The 19,521-nt window shown below is 71.9% G+C and carries 14 protein-coding genes; 6 read left to right on the top strand and 8 right to left on the bottom strand.

Annotation, left to right across the window (positions count from 1 at the left end):
- Positions 1-38: 38 nt before the first annotated feature.
- From AB6L24_RS38455 to AB6L24_RS38445, 3 genes are read right to left on the bottom strand one after another with little or no spacing between them, the layout of a single operon-like run.
- Positions 39-2,012, bottom strand: a complete 1,974-nt coding sequence (locus AB6L24_RS38455; RefSeq protein WP_405663951.1) for a substrate-binding domain-containing protein — start codon at positions 2,010-2,012, stop codon at positions 39-41.
- Positions 1,999-3,606 (bottom strand): sugar ABC transporter ATP-binding protein, encoded by a 1,608-nt coding sequence (locus AB6L24_RS38450; RefSeq protein WP_405663947.1) that lies wholly within the window; start codon positions 3,604-3,606, stop codon positions 1,999-2,001. The genes AB6L24_RS38455 and AB6L24_RS38450 overlap by 14 nt, the downstream gene beginning before the upstream one ends.
- Positions 3,603-4,643: a LacI family DNA-binding transcriptional regulator gene (locus AB6L24_RS38445; protein ID WP_405663944.1), complete on the bottom strand. Its 1,041-nt coding sequence runs from the start codon at positions 4,641-4,643 to the stop codon at positions 3,603-3,605. Before AB6L24_RS38445 ends, AB6L24_RS38450 begins: the two co-directional genes overlap by 4 nt.
- 293 nt (positions 4,644-4,936) lie before the next feature.
- Between AB6L24_RS38445 and AB6L24_RS38440 the strand changes: the two genes are divergently transcribed.
- Positions 4,937-7,192, top strand: coding sequence for an ATP-dependent RecD-like DNA helicase (locus AB6L24_RS38440; RefSeq protein WP_405663942.1), 2,256 nt, complete (start codon positions 4,937-4,939; stop codon positions 7,190-7,192).
- A 228-nt stretch (positions 7,193-7,420) separates the two neighbouring features.
- On the top strand, positions 7,421-8,719 hold the full coding sequence (locus AB6L24_RS38435) for a citrate synthase (protein WP_037658581.1): 1,299 nt from the start codon (positions 7,421-7,423) through the stop codon (positions 8,717-8,719).
- A gap of 654 nt (positions 8,720-9,373) precedes the next feature.
- Here the strand turns inward: AB6L24_RS38435 and AB6L24_RS38430 are convergent.
- The 5 genes from AB6L24_RS38430 to AB6L24_RS38410 form a co-directional block, all read right to left on the bottom strand.
- Complete coding sequence (locus AB6L24_RS38430) at positions 9,374-11,638, bottom strand: heavy metal translocating P-type ATPase (RefSeq protein ID WP_405663939.1); 2,265 nt, start codon at positions 11,636-11,638, stop codon at positions 9,374-9,376.
- Between the two features lie 79 nt (positions 11,639-11,717).
- Positions 11,718-11,963 carry a heavy-metal-associated domain-containing protein gene (locus AB6L24_RS38425; RefSeq protein WP_405663936.1) on the bottom strand — a complete coding sequence of 82 codons (246 nt, stop codon included), beginning with the start codon at positions 11,961-11,963 and terminating at the stop codon, positions 11,718-11,720.
- A 137-nt stretch (positions 11,964-12,100) separates the two neighbouring features.
- The gene (locus AB6L24_RS38420; RefSeq protein ID WP_030359942.1) at positions 12,101-12,301 is read right to left on the bottom strand and encodes an AlpA family transcriptional regulator; all 201 of its coding nucleotides are present in this window, start codon (positions 12,299-12,301) and stop codon (positions 12,101-12,103) included.
- Between the two features lie 257 nt (positions 12,302-12,558).
- Positions 12,559-13,560, bottom strand: a complete 1,002-nt coding sequence (locus AB6L24_RS38415; protein WP_405663934.1) for a helix-turn-helix domain-containing protein — start codon at positions 13,558-13,560, stop codon at positions 12,559-12,561.
- A 157-nt stretch (positions 13,561-13,717) separates the two neighbouring features.
- Entirely contained in the window at positions 13,718-14,641 is a 924-nt protein-coding gene (locus AB6L24_RS38410; protein ID WP_405663931.1) for a sugar phosphate isomerase/epimerase family protein, read from the bottom strand.
- Positions 14,642-14,768: 127 nt separating this feature from the next.
- Here AB6L24_RS38410 and iolC point away from each other — a divergent pair, with 127 nt between their 5' ends.
- From iolC to iolD, 4 genes are all read left to right on the top strand, one after another.
- Positions 14,769-15,752: a 5-dehydro-2-deoxygluconokinase gene (gene iolC / locus AB6L24_RS38405; protein ID WP_405663928.1), complete on the top strand. Its 984-nt coding sequence runs from the start codon at positions 14,769-14,771 to the stop codon at positions 15,750-15,752.
- Between the two features lie 136 nt (positions 15,753-15,888).
- Positions 15,889-16,764: a deoxyribose-phosphate aldolase gene (locus AB6L24_RS38400; RefSeq protein ID WP_405664514.1), complete on the top strand. Its 876-nt coding sequence runs from the start codon at positions 15,889-15,891 to the stop codon at positions 16,762-16,764.
- Between the two features lie 31 nt (positions 16,765-16,795).
- Positions 16,796-17,599 carry a 5-deoxy-glucuronate isomerase gene (gene iolB, locus AB6L24_RS38395; RefSeq protein ID WP_405663925.1) on the top strand — a complete coding sequence of 268 codons (804 nt, stop codon included), beginning with the start codon at positions 16,796-16,798 and terminating at the stop codon, positions 17,597-17,599.
- Positions 17,596-19,503: a 3D-(3,5/4)-trihydroxycyclohexane-1,2-dione acylhydrolase (decyclizing) gene (gene iolD, locus AB6L24_RS38390; RefSeq protein WP_405663923.1), complete on the top strand. Its 1,908-nt coding sequence runs from the start codon at positions 17,596-17,598 to the stop codon at positions 19,501-19,503. Before iolB ends, iolD begins: the two co-directional genes overlap by 4 nt.
- Positions 19,504-19,521 lie beyond the last annotated feature (18 nt).

Raw genomic sequence — 19,521 nt, 5'->3', positions numbered from 1 at the left:
TCCCCGTGCTGTGCCGACACCCGTACGCGTACGGCGCCTCACTTGAACCGTGCCACGTTCTTCTCCGTGACCACCTTCACCGGCACCTTCACCACGGCGGCCGGCTCGTTGTCCTTCTTGTCGTCCGCCGCGCGGATCGCGTTGCGCACCGCGATCCGGCCGAGCTCCGCGGGCTGCTGCGCCACCGACGCGTACAACGTCCCCGCCTCGACCGCCTTCAGACCGTCGGGCGTGCCGTCGAAGCCGACCACCGACACGGACTCGCCCGCCTTGTCGCCGAGCGCCTTGACCGCGCCGAGCGCCATCTCGTCGTTCTCCGCGAAGACGCCGTCGACGCCCGGGTTGCCCTGGAGCAGGTTCGTCATGACGTCCAGGCCCTTGGTGCGGTCGAAGTCCGCGGGCTGCTTGGCGACGACCTTGATGCCGGGGAACGCCTTGATGCCCTCGGCGAAGCCCTGCCCGCGCTCCCGGCTCGCGGAGGTGCCCGCGGTGCCCTGGAGCACGACGACCTCGCCCTTCCCGCCGAGCTTGTCGGCGAGGGCCTTCGCGGCCTGCCTGCCGCCGGCGACGTTGTCGGAGGCCACGAGGGTGGCGACGTCGGCCTTGTTCACGCCGCGGTCGGCGGCGACGACGGGGATGTCCGCCTTGTTCGCGGCGCGCACGGCGGGGCCGACGGCGTCGGAGTCGACCGGGTTGACGATGACGGCCTTCATGCTCTCGCTGGTGAAGTTCTGGAGCTGGTTGGCCTGTTGGGACGCGTCGTTCTGCGCGTCCGTGACGGTCAGGTCCACGCCCGCCTTCTTGGCCTCCGCCTGCGCGCCCTCCTTCATCTGGACGAAGAAGGGGTTGTTGAGGGTGGAGAGGGACAGGCCGATCTTCGTCGACGTACCGGAGGAGCCGGAGTTGAAGAGGGACACCGCGGCGATCACGGCGGCCGCGACCACGGCCGCGAGCGTGTACTTGAGCGCGGCCGGGCCCTTGCGCCCGGACCCGGACGACGTGCTGCCGACGGCACCGCCGCCGCCCGCGCCCGCCCCGGCCTTCCTGCGCAGCGTGTCGAGGAGCACCGCGAGGGCGATCACGACGCCGATGACGACCTGCTGCCAGAACGCCGACACGGAAAGGAGGTTGAGGCCGTTGCGCAGCACCGCGAGGATCAGCGCGCCGATCAGCGTCCCGGACGCCTTGCCGACACCGCCCGCGAGGCTCGCGCCGCCGATGACGACCGCGGCGATCGCGTCCAGCTCGTAGCCCTGCGCGGCCTGCGGCTGCGCGGACACCAGACGGGACGCGAGGACGATGCCCGCGACGGCCGCGAACAGGCCCGACAGGGCGTAGATGACGATCTTCTGGCGCTGCACGCGCAGGCCGGAGAGGCGCGCGGCCTCTTCGTTGCCGCCGATCGCGTACATGGAGCGGCCGATGTACGTACGCGTCAGGATCAGCGCCGTGATCAGGCCCATCGCCACCATCACGATCACCGGCACCGGCAGCCAGCCGCCGAGGGTGTCACCGACCTTGGAGACCGACTCCGGGAAGGCGATGGGGGAGCCCTGCGAGATCACCAGGGACAGGCCGCGGCCGATCGACAGCATCGCGAGGGTCGCGATGAAGGGCGGCAGCTTCCCGTACGAGACGAGCACGCCGTTGACCAGACCGCAGGCGATGCCCGTGGCGACCGCGAGGAGCACCGCGATCCAGACGGGCACCCCCTCCTTCGTCGCCGACCAGGCGAGGACCGTCGCCGAGAGCGCCGCCACCGAGCCGACCGACAGGTCGATGCCCGCCGCGACGATGACGAAGGTGACGCCGAACGCGAGGATCGCCGTCACGGCCGCCTGCACGCCGACGTTGAGGAGGTTCTGCGTGGTCAGGAAGTCGCCGGAGAGCAGCGACATCGCGACCACCAGGACCACGAGGGCGCTGAGCGCGCCGTTGTCGAGCAGGACGCGGCGCAGGTCCAGGCCGCCGCCCGTGCCCGTCTTGTCGGGGCGGGTGTCAGTGGTTGCCACGGGAGTCCTCCTTCGCGTCCCCCGCAGGGGTGTTGTCGTGCTGGGTGTGCTGCTCGTGGGACGCGCCGACGGCGAGGGCCATCACCGCGTCCTGCGTCGCCTCGGCCGCGCCGAGTTCACCGGCGATCCGGCCCTGCGCCATGACCAGGACCCGGTCGCTCATCCCGAGGACCTCCGGCAGATCACTGGAGATCATCAGGACGGCGTGCCCGGCGGCCGTGAGTTCGTTGACGAGCTGGTAGATCTCGACCTTCGCGCCGACGTCGATGCCGCGCGTCGGCTCGTCGAGGATGAGGACCTTCGCCTGGGCGAGGAGCCACTTGCCGATGACGACCTTCTGCTGGTTGCCGCCGGAGAGGGTGCGCACGTGCTGGTGAAGTCCCGCCATGCGGACGCCCAGCCGGCCCGCGATCCGCTCGGCGGCGGCCCGCTGCCCGGCCCGGTCGACCAGGCCCGCGCGGGTCGCCGCCCGCAGCGTCACCAGGCCGAGGTTCTCCTCCACGGAGGCGTCGAGCACGAGCCCCTGGCCCTTGCGGTCCTCCGGCACGAGCCCGACCCCGGCGGTCATGGCGGCGTACACGTCGTGCCTGGGCAGCGCCCGGCCACCGACCTCCACCGTGCCCGTGTCGTACGGATCCGCCCCGAAGACGGCCCGCGCCACCTCCGTGCGCCCCGCCCCGACCAGACCGGCCACGCCGACGACCTCACCGGCGCGCACCTCGAAGCCGACGTCGTGGAAGACCCCGCCCCGGGTGAGCCCACGGACGCGCAGCAACGGAGCTTCCCCGTCCTCCTGTTGGGGCGCGTCGGCCCGCTCGCGCGGATACTGCTGCTCGATGGAGCGGCCCACCATGAGGCGTACGAGTTCGTCCTCGGGCGTCGACGCGGGCACCTGGCCCACGCTGCGGCCGTCCCGCAGGACGCTCACGCGGTCGCCGAGGGCGGCGATCTCCTCCAGGTGGTGGGTGATGAAGACGACGCCGACGCCGTCCGCACGCAGCCCTCGCACGATGCTGAAGAGCTTCTCCACCTCCTCGGAGGTGAGCACGGCCGTCGGCTCGTCCATGACGAGCACGCGCGCGTGCAGGCTGAGCGCCTTGGCGATCTCCACCATCTGGAGCCGGGCGATGCCGAGGTCGCGGCAGCGGGCGCGCGGCGACACGTCGACGCCCACGCGCGCGAGCAGCTCGGCCGCGTCGGCCTCCATCTTCCTGCGGTCGATGAGGCCGAAGCGGCGGGGCTGGCGGCCCAGGAAGATGTTCTCGGCGACCGTGAGGTCGGGGACGAGGTTGAACTCCTGGTAGATGGTGGCGATCCCGAGCCGCTCGGCGTCCTGCGCGCCGTGGATGCGGACCTCGTCGCCGCCGACGAGGATCCGGCCCGCGTCGGGCTGGTTGGCGCCGGAGAACATCTTGATGAGCGTGCTCTTGCCCGCCCCGTTCTCGCCGAGGAGTACGTGCACCTCCCCGCCGCGCAGGTCGAAGTCCACGCCGTCCAGGGCTACGACGCCGGGGAAGGCCTTGCGGATGCCCTCGACGCGCAGCAGTTCCGGTGCGTCCTGCACGGCGTCGCGCACCGGTGCGGGGCCAGTCATGCGTCACTCCTTCGGGTCGTGCCGGTCGTGCTGTCCATGGGGGCCTCGCCGCACGAACCGCGTACGACGAGGCGGGCGGGGAGCGTCACGGACTCCGGCGTCCGGCCCTCGATCAGGTCGGTGAGGGCCCGTACGGCGGCCCGGCCGAGGTCGCCCGTGGGCTGGGCGATCGCCGTGATCGGCGGATCGGTGTGCACGAACCAGGGGATGTCGTCGAACGCGGCGAGCGCGATGTCGTGCGGGATGCGCAGGCCGCGCGCGCGGATCGCGTCGAGCGCGCCGAGCGCCATCAAGTTGTCGGCGGCGAAGACGACTTCGGGCGGCTCGGGCAGCTCCAGGAACCGCTCGGTGGCGCGCCGCCCGCTCGCGGCCTGGAAGTCGCCCTGCCCGATGTAGGCGTCCGGCAGCTGGAGGCCGAAGTCGGCCAGCGCGTCCCGGAAGGCCGCCACGCGCTCGCTGCCGGTGGTCGTGGCCGCGGGCCCGGCGATGATGGCGAGCCTGCGGTGACCGAGGCCGTGCAGATGCGCGACCAGGTCCCGCACGGCCGCGCTGCCGTCGGCCCGCACGACGGGCACGTCGAGGCCGGGGATCCAGCGGTCGACGAACACCATCGGGGTGCCGGCCCGCGCCGCGTCCAGGACGAGCGGGGAGCCGCCGTCGGCGGGGGAGACGAGGAGGCCGTCGATGCGGCGGTCCAGGAGCGTGCGGATGTGGTGGTCCTGGAGCTCGGGCCGCTCGTCGGCGTTGCCGAAGATGATGCTGTAGCCGAGCGCGCGGGCCTCCTCCTCGACGGAGCGGGCCAGCTCGGTGAAGTACGGATTGAGCACGTCGCTGATGACCAGGCCGAGCGTGCGCGTCTGGTCCGTCCTGAGGGACCGGGCGAGCGCGTTGGGCCGGTAGCCGAGCGCGTCCACCGCGGCGAGCACGCGCTCCCGGGCGGCCGGACTCACGGACGCGTGCCCGTTCAGGACACGCGAGACCGTGGCCACGGAGACGCCCGCGCGGGCCGCGACGTCTTTGATGCCGACGCTTGCCACTGCCGATGCCACCTCCTCGTGGAATCGATTACACGAGGGATTGGAATCGATTACACGGCGCCTTGACAACCCCTTGACGTGTGGCCGAAACCAGACCGTGACTTTTGCTGGCGTGGGCGCCTTTCGCTGGCGGGGCGCCTTGAGGCCGACCTGAGCCCCGTCAGGGGCGCGGGGAACTGCGCGACCAGCCACAGCAAGAGCCGCAGACGCGTCTGCGGCTCTTCTCGCGCTGAGCGCGCAGTTCCCCGCGCCCCTACGGGGGCGCTGTCAGTGCCCGGCGATAGCGTCGGGGCATGTCGAGTGCCGCACAGCGGGGTACCGCTGGGGTCCCCGCGCCCCGGATGGCCGTCGTCGAGGGTGTTCTTGAGCGCATCACGTACGCCAATGAGGAGAACGGGTACACGGTCGCGCGCGTGGACACGGGGCGGGGTGGCGGGGATCTGCTGACCGTCGTCGGCGCGCTGCTCGGCGCGCAGGTCGGCGAGTCGCTGCGGATGGAGGGGCGTTGGGGCTCCCACCCGCAGTACGGCAAGCAGTTCACCGTGGAGAACTACACGACGGTCCTGCCGGCCACGATCCAGGGCATCCGGCGCTACCTCGGCTCCGGCCTCATCAAGGGCATCGGCCCGGTGATGGCCGACCGCATCACCACGCACTTCGGCGTGGACACCCTCGACGTCATCGAGACCGAGCCGAAGCGCCTCATCGAGGTCCCCGGGCTCGGCCCCAAGCGGACGAAGAAGATCGCCGCCGCGTGGGAGGAGCAGAAGGCCATCAAGGAGGTGATGGTCTTCCTCCAGGGCGTCGGCGTCTCCACGTCCATCGCCGTGCGGATCTACAAGAAGTACGAGGACGCCTCCATCTCGATGGTGCGGAATCAGCCGTACCGCCTGGCGGCCGACGTGTGGGGCATCGGCTTCCTCACCGCCGACCGCATCGCCCAGTCCGTCGGCATCCCGCACGACAGCCTGGAGCGCGTCAAGGCCGGTCTCCAGTACGCCCTTTCGCAGTCCACCGACCAGGGCAACTGCTTCCTGCCCGAGGAGCGCCTGATCGCCGACGCGGTCAAGCTCCTCCAGGTCGACACGGGCCTCGTCATCGACTGCCTGGCCGAGCTGGCGAAGGACCCCGAGGGGGTGGTCCGCGAATCCGTCCCGGGCCCGGACGGCGGCGACGACGTCACGGCTGTCTATCTGGTCCCCTTCCACCGCGCCGAGCTGTCCCTCGCGGGCCAGGTCCTGCGGCTCCTGCGGTCCCCGGAGGACCGGATGCCGGGCTTCGGGGACGTCGACTGGGCCAAGGCGCTCGGCTGGCTCAAGGGGCGCACGGGGGCCGAGCTCGCGCCCGAGCAGGAGGAGGCCGTCAAGCTCGCTCTGACCAGCAAGGTCGCCGTCCTCACCGGCGGGCCTGGCTGCGGCAAGTCCTTCACGGTCCGCTCGATCGTGGAGCTGGCCCGCGCCAAGAGGGCGAAGGTGCTGCTCGCCGCGCCCACGGGCCGCGCCGCCAAGCGCCTGGCCGAGCTGACCGGCGCCGAGGCCTCCACCGTCCACCGCCTCCTGGAGCTGAAGCCGGGCGGCGACGCGGCGTACGACAAGGACCGGCCCCTTGACGCCGACCTCGTGGTCGTCGACGAGGCCTCGATGCTCGACCTGCTCCTCGCCAACAAGCTGGTGAAGGCCGTCCCCCCGGGCGCCCACCTGCTCTTCGTGGGCGACGTGGACCAGCTGCCCAGCGTCGGCGCGGGCGAGGTCCTGCGGGACCTGCTCAGCGCGGACGGGCCCGTCCCCGCGGTCCGCCTCACCCGGGTCTTCCGCCAGGCGCAGCAGTCCGGGGTCGTCACCAACGCCCACCGCATCAACGCCGGGCAGCCGCCCCTCACCCAGGGCCTGAACGACTTCTTCCTGTTCGTCGAGGACGACACCGAGGAGGCCGGCCGGCTCACCGTCGACGTGGCCGCCCGCCGCCTGCCCGCGAAGTTCGGCCTCGACCCGCGCAGGGACGTGCAGGTCCTCGCCCCCATGCACCGGGGCCCGGCGGGCGCGGGTCACCTGAACGGCCTGCTCCAGCAGGCCATCACCCCCGGCCGCCCCGACCTGCCGGAGAAGCGCTTCGGCGGCCGCGTCTTCCGCGTCGGCGACAAGGTCACCCAGATCCGCAACAACTACGAGAAGGGCGCCAACGGCGTCTTCAACGGCACGGTCGGCGTGGTCACCGCCCTGGACGCCGACGAGCAGCGCCTGACCGTCCGCACGGACGAGGACGAGGAAGTTCCGTACGACTTCGACGAGCTCGACGAACTCGCCCATGCCTACGCGGTGACAATCCACCGTTCGCAGGGAAGTGAGTACCCAGCGGTGGTGATCCCGGTCACCACCGGCGCCTGGATGATGCTCCAGCGCAATCTGCTCTACACGGCCGTGACCCGCGCCAGGAAACTGGTCGTCCTGGTCGGTTCGCACAAGGCTCTGGGGCAGGCGGTCCGCACGGTCTCCGCGGGCCGCCGGTGGACGGCACTGGACCACCGGCTCGGGGTTCGCCGCGGCGGCTGAGGGTAGGCGTCAACGCATCGCCGACCTTTGATCGATCAAACGAGTCGGAAACGTCACACAGCACTTTCGGAACTGGGGCGAAGGGGGCAGGATGAGCAGGTTGGCGGCACTGAGTGCCGCCAATAGGCCCAATGGTCGACCCCGAGTGCACTCTCCAGGGCCAAATGGGGGATGGTAGAGACAGTCAGGGCACCTCGAAGAAGAGGCACAACGTCGGTGAGGGATGACGTGAGCGAGAACGCTAACAAGGCTGTAGTACTGCGGTACGGCGATGGCGAGTACACCTACCCGGTGATCGAGTCCACTGTCGGCGACAAGGGCTTCGATATCGGCAAGCTCCGCGCCCAGACCGGTCTGGTGACCCTGGACAGCGGCTATGGCAACACCGCCGCTTATAAATCCGCCATCACCTACCTCGACGGCGAGCAGGGCATCCTGCGCTACCGCGGCTACCCGATCGAGCAGCTCGCGGAGCGCTCCACCTTCACCGAGGTGGCGTACCTGCTGATCAACGGTGAGCTGCCGAAGGTCGACGAGCTCGCCACCTTCAAGAACGAGATCACCCAGCACACCCTGCTGCACGAGGACGTCAAGCGGTTCTACGACGGCTTCCCGCGCGACGCGCACCCGATGGCGATGCTGTCCTCCGTGGTCAGCGCGCTGTCGACGTTCTACCAGGACAGCCACAACCCGTTCGACGAGAAGCAGCGCCACCTCTCGACGATCCGGCTGCTCGCCAAGCTTCCGACGATCGCGGCGTACGCGTACAAGAAGTCGGTCGGCCACCCGGTGGTCTACCCGCGCAACGACCTCGGCTACGTCGAGAACTTCCTGCGCATGACGTTCTCGGTGCCCGCCGCCGAGTACGACCTGGACCCGGTCGTCGTCTCCGCGCTCGACAAGCTCCTGATCCTGCACGCGGACCACGAGCAGAACTGTTCGACCTCCACGGTCCGCCTGGTGGGCTCCTCGCAGGCGAACATGTTCGCCTCGATCTCCGCCGGCATCTCGGCCCTGTGGGGTCCGCTGCACGGCGGCGCCAACCAGTCCGTCCTGGAGATGCTGGAGGGCATCCAGGCGACCGGCGGCGACGTCGACACCTTCATCCGCAAGGTGAAGAACAAGGAAGACGGCGTGAAGCTCATGGGCTTCGGGCACCGCGTCTACAAGAACTTCGACCCCCGGGCGAAGATCATCAAGGCGGCGGCGCACGATGTCCTCTCGGCGCTCGGCAAGTCCGACGAGCTGCTCGACATCGCGCTGAAGCTGGAGGAGCACGCGCTGGCCGACGACTACTTCGTCGAGCGCAAGCTCTACCCCAACGTGGACTTCTACACCGGTCTGATCTACCGGGCCATGGGCTTCCCGACCGAGATGTTCACGGTGCTCTTCGCTCTGGGACGCCTCCCCGGCTGGATCGCCCAGTGGCACGAGATGATCAAGGAGCCCGGCTCGCGTATCGGACGGCCTCGCCAGATCTACACGGGAGAGGTCATCCGTGACTTCGTCCCGGTGGAGTCCCGCTAGCCTGCGGCCGCGGCTGACCTGAGCCCCGTAAGGGGCGCGGGGAACTGCGCGCTCAGCGCGCGAAAAGCCGCAGTCGCATCTGCCGGGATCTCGGCAGATGCGACTGCGGCTTTGCTGTGGCTGGTCGCGCAGTTCCCCGCGCCCCTTACGGGGCGCAGCCACCCCGTGCTGCTGACGGGGCGCAGCCACCCCGTGCTGCTGACGGGGCGCGCGTCGGCCTGACGGGCGCCCACTGGTCAAGGCGCCCCCGCCCATGAAAAACGCCCCGCCGTCGATCCCCCCACGGGTCGACGGTCGGGGCGCTTTCCTGTGCCCCGGTGCGGATTCCCCCCACGGGATCCGGCCGGGAGTTTGTGTGGTCTGCGTTCTGCCGGGACGCGTACGGAATCGGGAGGGCCGCTCAAAGCTCCCCGGTGCACGTGCCCCGGCCAACACATCCGGGACATCCCCCAAGATGTCCCCCGACGCCCGATGGATCCCCCAAGATCCCTCTGGTGTCGCCCTCTTAGACTCGCGAGCCCCCCTGATGGTTACGTTGCGATCGCTGTGATCTACGTCTCTTGCATATGCCATCGAACGCGCGCAAGGGGGCCCAAATGCGGATTTCTCGCCTGAGGTGAGAGTCCCGCGAAGACAGTGTGAAGGATCGCGAGGCTATGTGAAAGACCGCAAGCGGAGGCTGTTGGTGACGACGAACACGGAGGAGAACGCCATGGCCGCTCCGGCGATCATCGGGTTGAGCAGTCCGGCCGCCGCGAGGGGCAGCGCGGCGACGTTGTAGCCGAAGGCCCAGCAGAGGTTGCCCTTGATGGTGGCGAGGGTCCTGCGGGCCAGTCGGATGGCGTCGGCGGCCACCCGCAAGTCGCCCCGGACGAGGGTGAGATCGCCCGCCTCGATGGCCGCGTCGGTGCCCGTGCCCATGGCGAGCCCGAGGTCGGCCGTCGCAAGGGCCGCCGCGTCGTTCACGCCGTCGCCGACCATGGCGACGACCCGGCCCTCCTCCTGGAGGCGGCGCACCACGTCGGCCTTGTCCTCGGGCGGCACCTCGGCGTGCACGGCGTCGGGGGCGATGCCGACGGCCGCCGCGACCGCCTCGGCCACGGACCGGTTGTCGCCGGTCAGGAGGACCGGTTCGAGGCCGAGTTCCCGCAGCCGCCGTACGGCCTCCGGGCTGGTGTCCTTGACCGTGTCGGCGACCGCGAGCAGCCCCGAGGCCACCCCGTCCAGGGCGACGAGGACGGCGGTGCGGCCGGCGGCCTCGGCCCGCTCCCGGGCGGCGGCGAGGTCGGCGACGCCGGTCACGCCCGCGTCCGCGAGCAGCCGTTCGCGCCCGGCGAGCACCTCGCGCCCGTCCACCGTGCCGCGCACCCCGGCCCCGGGGACGTTCTCGAAGCGCGTCGGCACCGGCAGGGCGCCCGCGTCGAGCCCGAGCCGCTGGGCGGCGCCCGCCGCGACCGCACGCGCCACCGGGTGCTCGGAGGCGTGCTCCAGGGCGCCCGCGAGGCGCAGCAGCTCCTTCTCGTCGGTCGACTCGGCCGCGTACACGTCCTGGAGGGCCATGCGGCCGGTCGTCACCGTGCCGGTCTTGTCGAGCACGATCGTGTCGACGCGGCGGGTGGACTCCAGGACCTCGGGGCCCTTGATGAGGATGCCGAGCTGGGCGCCGCGGCCGGTGCCCACGAGCAGGGCGGTGGGCGTGGCGAGGCCGAGCGCGCACGGGCAGGCGATGATCAGTACGGCGACGGCGGCCGTGAACGCGGCGGCCGCGCCCACGCCGTTGCCCAGCCAGAAGCCGAGGGTGGCCACGGCGAGCGCGATGACGACGGGGACGAACACGGCGGCGACCCGGTCGGCGAGGCGCTGCACCTCGGCCTTGCCGCTCTGCGCGTCCTCGACGAGCCGGGCCATGCGGGCCAGTCGGGTGTCGGCGCCGACGCGGGTCGCCTCGACGACCAGGCGCCCGCCGGCGTTCACGGTCGCGCCGGTCACCGCGTCCCCGACCGTGACGTCGGCGGGCACGGACTCGCCGGTGAGCATCGAGACGTCGACGGCTGACGCGCCCTCGACGACCGTGCCGTCGGTGGCGACGGTCTCCCCGGGCCGGACGACGAAGCGGTCGCCGACGGCGAGCCGCCCCACCGGGATCCGCGTCTCCGTGCCGTCGGGGCCGAGCACGGACACGTCCTTGGCGCCCAGTTCGAGCAGCGCCCGCAGCGCCGCGCCCGCCTTCCGCTTGGAGCGGGCCTCCAGATAGCGGCCGAGCAGGATGAACGTGACGACGCCCGCGGCCACTTCGAGGTAGAGAGCCGACGAGCTGTCGCCGCGCCGAATCGTGAACTCGAAGCCGTGCCGCATCCCCGGCTCGCCCGCGGTGCCGAGGAACAGCGCCCACACCGACCAGCCGAACGCGGCGAGCGTGCCGAGCGACACCAGGGTGTCCATGGTGGCCGCGCCGTGCCGGGCGTTGGTGAGCGCCGCCTTGTGGAAGGGAAGGCCGCCCCACACGACGACCGGCGCGGCGAGCGTCAGGGACAGCCACTGCCAGTACTCGAACTGGAGCGAGGGCACCATCGCGAGCACCACGACGGGCAGCGCGAGGGCGGCGGACACGAGCAGGCGCTGCAGGAGCCGGTCGGCCTCGGTGAGGTCGGTGGTGACGGGCCGGTCGGCGGTGTCGTCGCCCGGTCCTGCGTCCGGCGGGGGCGGGACGATCTCGCGCGCCGTATAGCCGAGCTTCTCGACGGTGGCGACGAGTTGGCCGACCTCCACCCCGTCCGCGTAGGCGACCTTGGCCTTCTCGGTGGCGAGGTTGACCGACGCGGTCACGCCCTCGATCCGGTTCAGCTTCTTCTCGATGCGGGCCGAGCAGGAGGCGCAGGTCATTCCGCCGATGGCGAGTTCGACCTCGGAGGTGTTCATGGCGGCTCTTTCGCGGAAAGGCGCCGGGCCCCGCGGCCGTGGGTGGCGTGCCGCGGGGCCCGGAGGGGCGGGGTGGCGGTCAGGCCTTGCCGACGAGCTCGTAGCCGGCCTCGTCGACGGCCGCGCGGACCGCGTCCTCGTCCAGCGCGGTGGCGGAGACCACGGTCACCTTGCCGGTGGCCGCCACCGCCTGGACCGAGCTGACGCCCGCGAGCTCGCCGATCTCGCTGGACACGGCGCCCTCGCAGTGGCCGCACGTCATGCCCTTCACGTCGAACACCGTGGTGACGGAGTCGGTCTGCGAGGTCTGGGCGTTGGCGGTCATGTCGTTCTCCTCGGTGAAGGTGTGGACGTGGTGGACGTCTGCGCACGCGTGGGGTCCCGTTGGTTCCAGGGAACCCCTGACGTGCTTCACACTATACCCCTAGGGGGTACCAATCCAAGAGGGGGCACCGACCGGTCTCAGCCGTCCCTGCGGGTGCGGTTGCCGGGCCGCGACGCGACCCACGCGCGGATGGTGTCCGCGTACCAGTAGGGCTTGCCGCCCTCGACGTGGTCGGGCTCCGGCAGCAGACCGTGCTTGCGGTAGGAGCGCACGGTGTCGGGCTGGACCCGGATGTGCGCCGCGATGTCCTTGTACGACCAGAGCCTTCGGTCGGTCATGGTGGCTCCTCCCTGTGCGCGCCCAGGGCGGCCGGTACGGCCGACGGGGGAGCTGGGCACGGCACTGGCGATCACTCAGCCTGTGCCCCGTGAACGACGCAGAGTGACCACGCGGGCGCGTCTGTCGACTGGCTGTGACGCAAGACCCGCGTACACGGGACATGTGTGACAGGAAAGGGGTGTTTATGACGGAAGTGTCGCCCGTGAGGGGCGTGGGTGCGGGGCGTGTCGGGGGCGCGTGATGACGCGTAGTGGTGTCAGCGGCGGCGTCCGGCCTTCGCGAACACCGTCCGCTGCCCCGGCGGGCGCGGCGCGAGGACCAGGCTCGTCTGCTCGCCCGCGAGCCGCGCCGCGGACGGCGGCCCGCTGCGCGCCGGGAGCGGCGCGGCCCCGGCGAGCGCGAACCGGCGCGGGGTGCAGCCCGTCATCGCCTTGAACTCGCCGCTGAGGTGCGCCTGGTCGTAGAAGCCGCAGAGCGCCGCCGTCTCCGCCTGGCTGCGGCCCGCGGCGAGCAGCCGGCGCGCGTGCTGCAGGCGCAGGATCCGGCCCGCCGCCTTCGGGCCGACGCCGATCTGTTCGCGGAACCGGTTCTCCAGCTGCCGCACGCTCCAGCCGACCTCCTCCGCGATCCGCGCCACGGACGCCCGGCCCCGGCTGCGCACCAGCGCGTCCCAGGCCCGCACGATCCGCGGCGAGCACGGCGGCCCGTCCTCGGACCAGCGGGTGAGGACGTCGTCGAGGAAGCCGAAGCGGTCGCTCCAGCGGGGCAGCGCGCCGAGCGCCGACGCGAGGTCCCCGACCCGGTCCCAGCGGCCCCGCCCGGCCCCGGCGCCGAGCGCGTCCGGGTCCAGGGCGCGCTCGGCCAGCTCGTGCTGCTCCGTGGCGAGGAGCGTGAACGAGGCCCACGGCGTCAGCATCACCTCGACGCCCGCGAGCCGCCCGTCGTGCTCACCGATCACCGGCCGCGTGGTGAGTCCGGAGACCACCGAGACCAGGGACACCGGCGGGCGCGCGGAGCCCGTGAGGCCCCGGATGCGCAGCCGGTCACCGAAGCCGAGCATCAACGTGACGGCGCCGATGGGCACTTCGAGCCGCCGCCGGGGCGCGCCGAGGGCGAGCCGGAAGCCGCGATAGCTGATGACGCCGGGCCGCAGCCGGGGGTGCGGCCGCGCCAGGGCGACCTCCCAGAGACCGTCGGGCCCGTGCAGGGAGCGCACCGGGATGTGCGTACGCGCGTCGTGCCAGCGGCCACCGTCCATGCAGCCTCCCGCTAGTCGTCGGCGCGTCGGCGCCCACCGTACGACCAGCGTGCCCCCGTAAGGGGCGCGGGACTCTGCCGATATGCGGCTCCGCCGCGTAGGCGCGACCAGCCCCCACAGACCCGCAGGGAGAATCGCCGCCCATCAAAGCGAAGCGTCACGCTCCGCAGGAGCGCAGGAACGACCGCGTCCGCCGGGCGATCGGCAGGGGCTTGTCCGGCTCGCACGGGTACATGTCCTGCTCGACGATGGCGAAGAGGTCGACGTCCAGCTTCGCCGCCGCCGCGAGCACGGGTTCGAGCGCGGGCACCCCGGTCGGCGGCTCACACATCACGCCGCGCGCCACCGCGGGGCCGAACGGCATGTCCTGCGCCCGGACTTCGGCGAGCACTGCCGGATCGACCTGCTTCAGGTGCAGATAGCCGAGGCGCTCGCCGTACGTCTCGACGAGCTTGACGCTGTCGCCGCCGCAGTACGCGTAGTGCCCGGTGTCCAGGCACAGCGAGACCAGGTCGGGGTCCGTCCCGTCCAGGAAGCGGGTGACGTTCTCCTCGGTGTCGATGTGGGTGTCGGCGTGCGGGTGGACGACGATCGTCAGGCCGTAGCGCTCGCGCACCTCGTGGCCCAGGCGCTCGGTCTGGGTGGTCAGATGCCGCCACTGCTCCGGGGTGAGGGTGGAGTCCTCCAGGACCTCGCCGGTCTTGTCGTCCCGCCAGAAGGACGGGATGACGACCAGGTGCCGCGCGCCCATGGCCTTGGTCAGCTCCGCGATGGCGGAGACGTGGTCCCAGGTCTTCTCCCAGACGTCCGGGCCGTGGTGCAGGCCCGTGAAGACCGTCCCCGCGGACACCTTCAGGCCCCGGCGCTCCGTCTCGGCGGTCAGCCGCGCCGGGTCGGTCGGCAGATAGCCGTACGGGCCCAGCTCGATCCACTCGTAACCGGAGTCGGCGACCTCGTCCAGGAAGCGCGTCCAGGGGACCTGCTGGGGATCCTCGGGGAACCACACGCCCCACGAGTCGGGGGCCGAGCCGACGCGGATGCGGGACAAAGCCGACGATGGGGTCAAGGAGGTCTTCGCCATGGGCGTCAGCCTCCACGGCGGCCGAGAAGAGTGTCAAGGAGTAGTCCGAATGTAAGGACAAAATGTTGACAGGGTTCCTGGGACGGGATTAGACCTGGGGGAGGCGACAGGCTGCCTCCAGGAAGGGATGTGCAGGGTGAGCGATCCGAACACCGATCCGTACGACCCGTACGACGTCATCACGATGGGCCGGATCGGGGTGGACCTCTACCCCCTGCAGACCGGGGTGCCGCTCTCCGAGGTCACGACCTTCGGGAAGTTCCTCGGCGGCTCGGCCACGAACGTGGCGGTCGCGGCGGCCCGGCTCGGGCGGCGCGTGGGCGTCGTCACGCGGACGGGACAGGACCCCTTCGGCACGTATCTGCGCAAGCAGCTGCGGGAGTTCGGCGTCGACGACCGGTGGGTCGGCGAGGTCGCCGGTCTGCCCACGCCCGTGACGTTCTGCGAGATCTTCCCGCCCGACGACTTCCCGCTGTACTTCTACCGTCAGCCCAAGGCGCCCGACCTGGAGCTCGCCGCGGCCGACCTCGACCTCGACGCGATCGCCGAGGCCAGCATCTTCTGGATGACCGGGACCGGGCTGTGCGCGGAGCCGAGCCGGACGGCGACCGTCGCCGCGCTCGGGGCGCGCTCCGGCGGCATCACCGTCTTCGACCTCGACTGGCGGCCGATGTTCTGGAGCGATCCGGACGAGGCGCGGCCGCACTACGCCACCGCGCTGCGGCACGCGAGTGTCGCCGTCGGCAACGTGGACGAGGTGGAGATCGCCACGGGGGTGCGGGAGCCCCGGGCCGCGGCAGGGGCGCTGCTCGCGGCCGGGGTCGAGCTCGCCGTGGTCAAGCAGGGGCCCAAGGGGGTGCTCGCCATGAACCGCGAGGGGGATGTCGTCGAGGTGCCGCCGCTGCCCGTGACCGTTCTGAACGGGCTCGGGGCGGGGGACGCGTTCGGCGGGGCGCTGTGTCATGGGCTGCTCGCCGGATGGGAGTTGGAGCGGGTGATCCGGTACGCGAACGCGGCGGGGGCGATTGTCGCCTCTCGGCTGGAGTGTTCGTCGGCGATGCCGTACGCCGACGAGGTTGAAGCTGCGCTTGAGGCGGGAGCCGTCCTGTGAACCGGCGGGCAAGGCGGCAGCCACTGCTGTGGGCAATCGTGCCGCTGGGCGGCACGGGTGGGCACAGCCCACGGCCGAGGGTGCCGCTCGTACAACATGGCCTTGGTGCCGGTGAGGAGGCGGTCACGTGACCGCGGTGGACGTGGACGAGCTCGTGCGTACCCGGGTGCGGCACCCCGAGGCCATCGCCGAGGCCGCCGCCCGGCGCAAGCGGCGGGAGTTGGTCGGCGAGTCCGGGCGACTCATGATCATCGCGGCGGACCACCCTGCCCGGGGTGCCCTCGGCGTAGGGCAGGACCCCCTGGCCATGGCCGACCGCGCCGACCTCCTCGAACGGCTCTGCCTCGCGCTCTCGCGCCCCGGCGTGGACGGCGTCCTCGCCACCGCCGACATCCTCGACGACCTGCTCCTGCTCGGCGCCCTTGAGGACAAGGTCGTCATGGGCTCCATGAACCGGGGCGGCCTCGCCGGCGCCGCGTTCGAGCTGGACGACCGGTTCACCGGGCACCGGCCCGAGGACCTGGAGCGCCTCGGCTTCGACGCGGGCAAGCTGCTGCTCCGCGTCGACTACGCCGACCCCGGCTCCCTCACCACCCTGGAGGCCACCGCCCGCGCCGTGGACGCCATGGCCGCGCGCCGCCTGCCCGTCTTCGTCGAGCCGTTCCTGTGCCGCAGGTCCGACGACGGCGTGCTGCGCAACGACCTGAGCGCGGCGGCCGTCACCCGGTCCATCGCCATCGCCGCGGGACTCGGCGGCACCTCCGCGTACACCTGGCTGAAGGTCCCCGTCACCGAGAACCCCGACGACATGGCGCGCGTCATGGAGACCTCGACGCTGCCCGCCGTGCTGCTCGGCGGCGACCTCGCGGGCGACGCGGACGCCGCGTACGAGAAGTGGCGCGGCGCCCTGCGCCTGCCCACCGTGCAGGGCCTGGTCGCGGGCCGGACGCTGCTCTACCCGGCGGACGGCGATGTCGCGGGCGCCGTCGACACCGCGGTCGGCCTGCTGTAGCCGTGACGTACGCAATCAGGAGGAGCCCCGCATGACGTACGTACCAAAAGGAAGTGCGGCCGACGACACCTACGCCGTCGCCATCGACCCGAAAACCGCAGGGTGGACGCATGCCGGGCTGCGTGTCGTCGAGATTCCGGCCGGTGGGACGCACTCCTTCGCCACCGGTGAGAGTGAATGGATCGTGCTCCCGCTGACCGGCGGCTGTACGGTGCACGCGGAGGGCGAGATCATCGAACTCCTGGGCCGCGAGAGCGTGTTCAGCGGAGTCACCGACTTCGCTTACGTTCCCCGTGACGCCCACATCCAGATCGCCTCCGGCGTGGGAGGCCGCTTCGCCCTGGCAGGAGCGAAGTGCGAGCGCCGACTCCCCGCCCGCTACGGCCCCGCGCCGGAGGTCCCCGTCGAAGCGCGCGGCAGCGGAAGCTGCGCGCGCCAGGTCCGCAACTTCGCGTCCGCGGACGCCTTCGACTGCGACCGGCTGATCGCCGTGGAGGTGATCACGCCGGGCGGCAACTGGTCCTCGTACCCGCCGCACAAGCACGACGAGCACCGGCCCGGCGTCGAGTCGGTCCTCGAGGAGATCTACTACTTCGAGATCGAGGGCGAGCACGGCTTCGGCTACCAGCGGGTGTTCCCCTCCCGCGAGGGCGGCACGGACACGCTCGCCGAGGTGCGCTCCGGTGACGCGGTGCTCGTGCCCGACGGCTGGCACGGCCCGTCCATCGCCCAGCCGGGGCACACCATGTACTACCTGAACGTCATGGCGGGACCGGGGGACGAGCGGGAGTGGAAGATCTGCTTCCACCCCGACCACACGGAGGGTTACCGATGAGCGGTACGCAGGGGGGCACGCGCGGCGCGCCCGGCACGGTCCGGCTCACCACGGCGCAGGCCCTGGTGCGCTTCCTGGCGCGCCAGTTCACCGAGCGGGACGGCGAGCGCCGCCGCCTCGTCGGCGCGACCTGGGGCATCTTCGGGCACGGCAACGTGGCCGGACTCGGCCAGGCGCTCGTGGAGTACGGCGAGCAGATGCCGTTCCACCAGGGCCGCAACGAACAGTCCATGGTGCATGCCGCCGTGGGGTACGCCCGCCAGTGCGGGCGGCTCTCCACGCACGCCGTGACGACGTCCATCGGGCCCGGCGCCACCAACCTCGTCACCGGCGCCGCGCTCGCGACGGTCAACCACCTGCCGGTGCTCCTGCTGCCCGGCGACACCTTCGCGACCCGCCCCGCCGACCCCGTCCTCCAGCAGCTCGAAGTGCCGTACGCGGGCGACGTGTCCGTGAACGACTGCCTGCGGCCCGTCTCGAGGTACTTCGACCGGATCACCCGCCCCGAGGCGCTGATCCCGGCCGCGCTCCAGGCGATGCGGGTGCTCACCGACCCCGTGGACACGGGCGCGGTGACCCTCGCCCTGCCGCAGGACGTGCAGGCGGAAGGCTTCGACTGGCCGGAGGAGTTCTTCGTCGAGCGGGTGTGGTCCGTGCGCCGCCAGGCCCCCGACCCCGCCGAACTCGCCGCCGCCGCCCGCCTGGTGCGGGGCAGCGACCGGCCGCTGATCGTCGCGGGCGGCGGCGTCCACCACAGCGCCGCCGAGCAGGCGCTCGCCGACCTCGCCGACGCCACCGGCATCCCCGTCGCCTCCACCCAGGCCGGCAAGGGCTCGCTGCGCCACGACCACCCCGCCGACGTCGGCGGCATCGGCCACACCGGCACCGCGACCGCCGACGAACTGGCCCGCACCGCCGACCTGGTGATCGGCGTCGGCACCCGCTACACCGACTTCACCACCGCGTCCGGCACCCTCTTCACCGCCCCCGGCGTGCGCTTCCTCAACATCAACGTGGCCGCCTTCGACGCCCACAAGATGGCGGGCGCCACCGTCGTCGCCGACGCGCGCGCCGCCCTCGAAGGGCTGCGGGACATGCTGTCGGGCCATCGCGTCGACCCCGCGTACGCCGTGGAGTACGGCGACGACAAGGAGCGGTGGGAGCACCGCGTCGACGCGGCCTACGCGGCGGACGAGCCCGATGTGCGGCCCACCCAGGCACAGGTCCTCGGCCTGCTCGACGAGCTGGTCACCGACGCCGACGTGCTCGTCAACGCGGCCGGTTCGCTCCCCGGCGACCTGCACAAGCTGTGGCGGGCGCGCTCGCCCCGGCAGTACCACGTGGAGTACGGCTACTCCTGCATGGGCTACGAGATCCCGGCCGCGATCGGCGTCTCGCTCGCCTCGCCCGAGCGGCCCGTGTGGGCGCTCGTCGGCGACGGGACGTATCTGATGATGCCCACCGAGATCGTCACGGCCGTGCAGGAGAACATCCCGATCAAGGTCGTGATCCTGCAGAACCACGGGTACGCCTCCATCGGGGGCCTGTCGGAGTCCGTCGGCGGCGAGCGGTTCGGCACCGCCTACCGCCACCGGGCGCCCGACGGCACCTACACGGGCGACCCGCTGCCCGTCGACCTCGCCGCCAACGCGGCCTCGCTCGGACTGCCGGTGCGGCGCGCGAAGACCGTCCGCGACCTGCGCGAGGCCCTGCGCGAAGCGCGCGAAGCGGACGGCCCCACATGTGTCTACGTGGAGACGGAAACGGCAGACACAGTGTCGGGCCCGCCCCCCGCACAGGCGTGGTGGGATGTGCCCGTGGCCGAGACCGCGACCCGGGCGTCGGCGGTCAAGGCACGCGAGGAGTACGACCGGCACGTGTCCGCCCGGCGCCGCCATCTGTGAAGGGAAATCCCGGCATGA

The organism is Streptomyces sp. RK9, assembly GCF_045070545.1.
Lineage (GTDB): Bacteria > Actinomycetota > Actinomycetes > Streptomycetales > Streptomycetaceae > Streptomyces > Streptomyces alboflavus.
Note: the sequence above shows the minus strand (reverse complement) of the source record. Positions and strands in the feature narration are given on the sequence as shown.